This window comes from Streptomyces sp. NPDC001507, from assembly GCF_042894765.1.
Classification (GTDB): domain Bacteria; phylum Actinomycetota; class Actinomycetes; order Streptomycetales; family Streptomycetaceae; genus Streptomyces.
On record NZ_JBIAVV010000025.1, the window covers coordinates 1 to 7,156 of the forward strand.

Sequence of the window (7,156 nt, forward strand, 5' to 3'; positions counted from 1 at the left end):
CTCACACGGTCGAGGACGTGCTGGTACGGCGTGCCGTCGGCCTCGGGGAACACCGTCCGCAGACTCTCGTGCCGGGCCACCACGTCACCGAGGGCGGCCCACAGCGCGTCACGGTCCAACTCGCCGTTCAGCGTCAGAGTCAGCGGGATGTTGTAGGTGGCGCTCGGCCCCTCCATCTTGCGCAGGAACCACAGCCGCCGCTGGGCGAACGACAGGGGCACGGCGTCGGGCAATTGCTGCTTGGTCAGGGCGAGCCGTGCGGGCCCGGCGGTGTCGAGCCGGGCCGCGACCGCGCCCGCGGTCCGTGCCTCGAAGAGCGTGCGCAGGCCGATCTCGACGCTGAACGCAGCACGGATGCGGGCGATGAGGCGGGTGGCCAACAGCGAGTGGCCGCCGAGCTCGAAGAAGTCGTCGTCCACGTCGACGCGGGACAGCCCCAGTACCTGTGCGAACAGATCGCAGACGATCTGCTCCTGCGGCGTGCGCGCCCCTCGGCCCGATCCGGTCGACGCGAACTCCGGCACGGGCAGGGCGGCGCGGTCCAGCTTGCCGTTGGCGGTCAGCGGCAGGCGGTCCAGGAGTGCGACGGCCGATGGCACCATATGTTCGGGCAGCCGCCCACGGACGAACTCCCGTGCTTCCTCGGGCCGCAGGGCCTCCCGGGGCACCACATAGGCCACCAGCCGGGCCCTGCCGGACTGGTCCTCGCGGACGACTACGGCGGCCTGGGTGATGTGGGGGTGCTCGGTAAGGACGTTCTCGATCTCGCCGGGTTCGATGCGGAAGCCGCGGATCTTGACCTGGTGGTCGGCGCGGCCGACGAACTCCAGCTCGCCGTCCTGGTTCCAGCGCACGAGGTCACCGGTGCGGTACATCCGCGCGCCCGGCTCGGACGCGTACGGGTCCGCCACGAACCGCTCGGCCGTCAAGCCGGGCTTGCCCAGATAGCCGCGGGCGACACCGGCCCCCGCGATGTACAGCTCCCCCACCACGCCGGGCGCCACCAGCTCCAGCCCCGAACCCAGGACGTAAGCCCGGGTGTCGGCGATCGGCCGGCCGATCGGCGCGGTGAGCGGCCAGCTGTCGGCGTCTTCGCTCAGGGTGTGTGCCGTGACCACATGGGTCTCGGTGGGGCCGTAGTGGTTGTGCAGCGCGCGTTCTGGTGCCGAGGCGTGAAACTCGCGGACGACGCGGCTCAGCGTAAGGGCCTCGCCGGCCTGCGCGATGGTCCGCAGCCGGGGCAGCGCACGTCCCTGCTCGACGGCTGCCTCGGCGACGGCCTCCAGGACGAGGTTGGGCGCGAAGAGTTCCTCCACTTCGTGCTCGTCCAGCCACTCGACGAACCGGGCCGCGTCCCGCCGGACGTCCTCGTCCGGGATCACCAGGGTCTTGCCGAACATCAGGGCCGACAGCATCTCCTGCGCGGAGACGTCGAAGCTGATGGCCGTGAACTGCGCAGTTCTGGTGCCGGGTTCGCCGCCGATCGCCTCGTGGTGCCACTCCAGCAGGTTCACCAGTGCGCCCGCGGGCATGACGACGCCTTTGGGTCGGCCGGTGGAGCCGGAGGTGTAGATGACGTAGGCGGGATTCTCGGGCGCGAGAGCGGTGACGGGATTGCCGGAGGGCTGATCCGTCACGTCGAGCGCGTCCAGCAGCAGCACCGGCGTCGCGGCGACGGTGTCCGCCGGAGGACGGTGCCCGGTCGTCGTCAGCACAAGAACGGGCCGCGCATCGCCGACCATGTGAGCCACCCGAGCCGCCGGATAGGCCGGATCAAGAGGCAGGTAGGCCGCGCCCGCCTTCAGCACCGCCAAGACCGCGACGACCAGGTCCGCACTGCGAGGCAGCGCCACCGCCACCACGTCCTCCGGACCGACACCACGCCCCACCAGCACATGAGCCAGCCGGTTCGCCCGCTCGTTCAACTCCCCGTACGACAGCGTGGAACCCTCCCACACCACCGCCGCCGCACCCGGCGCCGCCACCACCCGCGCCTCGAACAACTCCGGCAACGTCACCCGCGACGACACCACAGCAGCCGACCCCGCCAGCACAGCCGCCCGCTCCTGCGCGGACAGCAGATCCATCCGCCCGATCGGCCGGGAGGAATCCGTGACGACGAGGTCGAGCACCCGGATCAACCGGTCGACGAACCCGGCGGCCGTCGTCTCGCCGAACAGGTCGTCGCGGTAGTCCAGGCGGAGGTACAGACGACGACCCGGGGCAGCGATCAGGGTCAGGGGATAGTGCGTCGCGTCCCGCCCGCGACCCAGGTCAGGGGTGATCCGCAGCCCGGTCTCCGGCCGCTCGCCGGGGTCGTCCCACGGGTAGTTCTCGAAGACCAGGGAGGTGTCGAAGAGGTCGCCCAGACCGGCCAGTTGCTGGATGCGGGCGAGTCCGAGGTGGTGGTGTCCGGTGAGCCGCGACTGCGCGCTCTGCACCTGTTCGACGGTGGTCAGCAGGGACTGCGCCGGGTTGAGGGACACCCGCACCGGCACCATGTTGATGAGCAGCCCCACCATGCTCTCGACGCCGGGCAGTTGAGGGTCGCGCCCGGCCACGACGGCCCCGAACACGATGTCGTCGTGGCCGGTGCGTCGGCTCAGCACAAGCCCCCAGGCGGCCTGGAGCACGGTGTTCAGGGTCACCCCGTGCCGGCGCGCCCAGTCGGCCAGCGCTGCTGTGCGGTCCTCGTCCAGCTCCACGGTGATCCGCTCCGGCATCAGTCCGGGACGGCCCGGGTCCACCGGGGCGAGCAGCGTCGGCTGTTCGAGTCCGCCGAGCGCCTCCCGCCAGGCGGCCTCCGCCGCCGGCTGGTCCTGCTGCGCGAGCCATCCCAGGTACTGCCGGTAGGGGGCCACTCGGGGCAGAACGGTGGTGTCGCCCTGGCTGTCGTACAGCGTGGTCAGCTCGCGCACGAGCAGTGGCGTCGACCAGCCGTCGAGCAGGATGTGGTGGGTGGTCATGATGAGGCGGTGGCTTTCGGCGGCCAGGCGCACCAGGAAGAAGCGCAGCAGGGGCGGCTCGGCCAGGTCGAACCGGCGGGCGTGCTCCTTGGCGGTGAGCCGGGCCAGCTCCGCCTCCGCGTCGGCCTCGGGAAGCGGCGACAGGTCGAACTCGTCCCATGGAACGTCGACCTGGCGTGGTATCAGCTGTACGGTGCGGCCGGAGTCCACCTGCCGGAATCCGGCGCGCAGGTTCGGGTGCCGTTGGACGAGCGCGAGCACGGCGGCCCGCAGCCGCGCCGCGTCGAGGACGCCCTCGATGGTGAAGACGTGCTGCACCGCGTAGACGTCCGCGCCGTCCTGCGCGTAGCGGGAGTGGAACAGCAGCCCCTCCTGCATCGGGGAGAGGGGGAGGATGTCTTCCAGGCCCGACGACGTCATTTCTGCACCCTCCACGCTGCTTCGAGCTGCTCGATGTCGTGCTGGCTGAGTTCGGTCAGGGGGAAGTCCGAGGGGCTGTGGCCGCCGGTGCCGGAGCGCTCGCCGTGCCGGACCAGTCCGCGGATCGCCCGGAACCAGTGGTCGGCCAGGGCTCGGACGTGCCGTTCGGTCCACAGATCCGGCGCCCAGGTCCAGACGGCCTCCAGTTCCGGCCCGTCCGGGATGTCGCGGACCATGCTGTTCACCTCAACCCCGTGCGCCAGGGCGGTCGCCGGGTCGGCGCCGCTCAGCAGACCCGTCTCGGCGGCCACCGTCCATTCCGGGCGGCCGGGGACCACCGGGGCGCCCGCCGAGGGGAACCGGCCGAGGTAGTTGAATCCGAGTTGCGGTACGGCGAGCCCGGCCAGCTCCGGCGCGGTGTCGGGATTGAGGTGCCGCAGCAGGCCGTAGCCGATGCCACGGTCGGGCAGGGAGCGGACCTGTTCCTTCACTCGTTTCAGGGCCTGTCCGAGCGACGGCCCGCCGTCGACGACCTCTTCCCACGCCAGCGGGCCGGGGTCGACACGGACGGGATACAACGAGGTGAACCACCCCACGGTGCGCGAGAGGTCCACGCCCTCGACGATCTCCTCGCGCCCGTGGCCCTCCACGTCCACGAGGAGAGCCGTGTGCCGCCCGCGTGCATGGGTCCGGCGCCACTGGGCGACCGCCAGGGCGAGCGCGGTGAGCAGGACGTCGTCGACCTTCGCGTGGAAGGCCGTGGGCACCGTCGTCAGGAGCGGGGTGGTGACCTCGGGCGGCAGGGAGAGCGTTAGCTCACGGGCCCGGCCCACGGTGTCCCGCGCGGCATCGAGCCGGCCAGTGGTCAGCGGTGGGTCGGCCGCGGTGAGCAGTCCGGTCCACAGCGCCGCCTCGGCGGTGCGGGCCGGCTTCCGGGCCTCGACCGTGAGGAGACTCGTCCAGCGACGCAGGGAGGTGCCCACCGGGTCCAGCCGTGGGGGACGGCCGCCCCCGACGGACTCGCAGGCGGCGATGAGATCGGGAAGCAGGATCCGCCAGGACACCCCGTCGACGACGAGATGGTTGACGACGATCAGCAGCCTGCCCCGTTCGGCCGGTCCGGCGTCGAACCAGACCACCTGAACCAGCAGGCTGCGCTCGGCCGACAGCCGGTGGGACGCCGCCTCCGCCTGTGCGCGGACCAGCGTCGCATCGACGGCCGCACCGGTGGTGTCGACACGATGCACCACGTCCGCAGCCGACACGGACCCCACCGGGCCCACCTCAAGCGACCACGCCCCGTTGTCCTGACCGCTGTGTTTCCGGGTCAACCGCAGCGCGTCGTGGTGGTCCACGAGCCCCTGCACGGCCGCGACGAGGTGGTCCTCGCGCAACCCTGCCGGCACCTCCAGCAGCATCGCCTGGTGAAACGCGTCGATGTCGCCACCGCGCGCGTCGAACCAGCGCATGATCGGCGTCGGTTCCAGCTCTCCCACGCCGGAGTCGCCGGAATCGGGTGCCGACACGGGCAGTTCCTCGGCGATCTCGGCCAGTCCGGCCGCGGTCCGCCGCTCGAAGACGTCCCGGACCGCCAGTCCGACACCCGCCGAGCGAGCGAGGCTGACCAGCCGGATCGAGACGATGCTGTCGCCGCCGAGCGCGAAGAAGTCGTCGTCGGGGCCGACGTTGTCCACGCCCAGGGCCTGCGCGACCAGCGTCCCCAGCAGTCGCTCGCGCTCGGTCCGCGGTTCACGACGCGGCACATCCGCCCGCGCGCCCTGATCGGGTTCGGGCAGCGCGGCCCGGTCGAGCTTGCCGTTGGCCGTCAACGGCAGCCGGTCGAGGGTGACGTACGTGGACGGCGCCATGTACTCGGGCAGCCGCTGCCGCACGAACTCCCGCAGATCTGCCGGTGTTTCACCGGTGTCGGGGACGACATAGGCGATCAGGCGGGTGCTGCCGGTCTGGTCGTGGTGGGCGACCACGGCGGCCTGGCCGATCGCGGGATGATCGGTGAGGACGTTCTCGATCTCGCCGGGCTCGATCCGGAAACCACGGACCTTCACCTGCTGGTCGGCACGGCCCATGTACTCCAGATCCCCGCCGGCGTTGACACGCACCAGGTCACCCGTGCGGTACATGCGCCCGCCCGGCTCAAGACCGTAGGGATCGGCGACGAACCGCTCGGCCGTCATACCGGGCTTGTTGAGATAGCCGCGGGCCAGACCGTCCCCGGCGACGTACAGCTCGCCGCACACCTGCGGCACCACCGGCCGCAGGTGTGCGTCCAGCACGTAGACACGGGTGTTGGCCATCGGACGGCCGATCGGCACCGTCGCACCCCCGGTGTACGGACGCGGCACGGGGTGACGAGTGGCGAACGTGGTCGTCTCCGTCGGCCCGTAGCCGTCCACCACCGTCAACGCCGGGCAGGCCTCCTGCAGGCGCTGCACCGTGGCACCGGAGACGGCCTCACCCCCGCTCCACACCTGCCGAACACCCGACAGCGCGTCCACGGCGTGCTCGGCGACCACGTTCAGCAGAGAACTGGTCAGCCACAACGCGGTGATGTCCTGGCTGGAGACGGTGTGCCGCAGGGCCGGGACGTCCAGGTCCCCGGCCGGTGCCACCACAACGGTCCCGCCGCTCAGCAGCGGCACCCACAACTCGTACGTGGAAGCGTCGAACGCGGCCGGCGAATGCAGCAACACCCGCTCATGCGCCGAACGGTCGAACCGCGGGTCCAGAGCCAGAGCGGCGACATTGCGATGCGTCACCACGATCCCCTTGGGCGCACCCGTCGAACCCGAGGTGTACATCACATACGCCACATCCCCAGACCCCACACCCACCCTGGGATCACCAGGGTCGGTCCCATGGGACCGAGGAGACTCGATGTGGAGCAACTCCACGGCCTCGGCACCTGATTCCGGAACCGACCGTTCGTCGGTGATCAGCAGGCGCGCGCCGGTGTCGGCCAGGACATGGCGGATGCGGTCGGCCGGATAGCGGACGTCGAGGGGCACATAGACCGCGCCGGCCTTGATCAGACCCAGCACCGTGGTAACCGTTGCGATCGAACGCTCAAGGAGGACACCGACCGCGTCACCGGGCCGCACTCCCCTGCCGATCACCTCATGCGCGAACCGGCTCGCGAGCGCGTCGAGCTGTGCGTACGTGAGCGTGACGGCGCCGTCGGTGACCGCCGGGGCATCGGGCGTCTCAGCCACCTGCCGGACGAACAGCTCGCCCAGGGAGACCTCCGGCACGGCATGCACCGTGTCGTTGAACTCGACCACGGCACGGCGGTGTTCATCGGGGGTGAGCATGTCGATGTCGGCCAGAGGACGGTCGGGATCGGACACGGCCGCGTCCAACAGCCTCAGCCAACGGTCGAACAGGGCCTGCACGGTCGGCGCGTCGTAGATGTCACTGGAGTACTCGATCGCACCGCTGATGCCCTGCGGCTCGCCATGGGCGCTGCGCTGCTCGGCGAGGCTGAAGAACAGATCGAACTTCGCCGTACCCGTCCTGCCCAGCTCGACCCCGGCTCGCAGTCCGGGAAGCTCCAGCTCGGTCTCGGGGGCGTTCTGGAGGGCGAGCATGACCTGGAACAGCGGGTGGTGCGACAAAGTGCGGGTCGGGTTGAGCAGCTCGACCAGGTACTCGAAGGGGACGTCCTGGTGCGCGTAGGCGGCCAGACTCCGCTCCCGCACCCGAGCGATCAACTCAGCGAACGTCGGATCACCGGACGTGTCCGTGCGCAGCAC

The 7,156-nt window shown here is 70.9% G+C and carries 2 protein-coding genes; both read right to left on the reverse strand.

Annotated features, from left to right (window positions below; translation table 11 throughout):
- Positions 1 to 3,386 (reverse strand): amino acid adenylation domain-containing protein (locus tag ACFY0K_RS44660; RefSeq protein WP_390644770.1); only part of this gene is annotated, 3,386 nt, incomplete at its 3' end.
- Entirely contained in the window at positions 3,383 to 7,156 is a 3,774-nt protein-coding gene (locus ACFY0K_RS44665) for an amino acid adenylation domain-containing protein (protein ID WP_390644771.1), read from the reverse strand. The genes ACFY0K_RS44660 and ACFY0K_RS44665, both read right to left, overlap by 4 nt.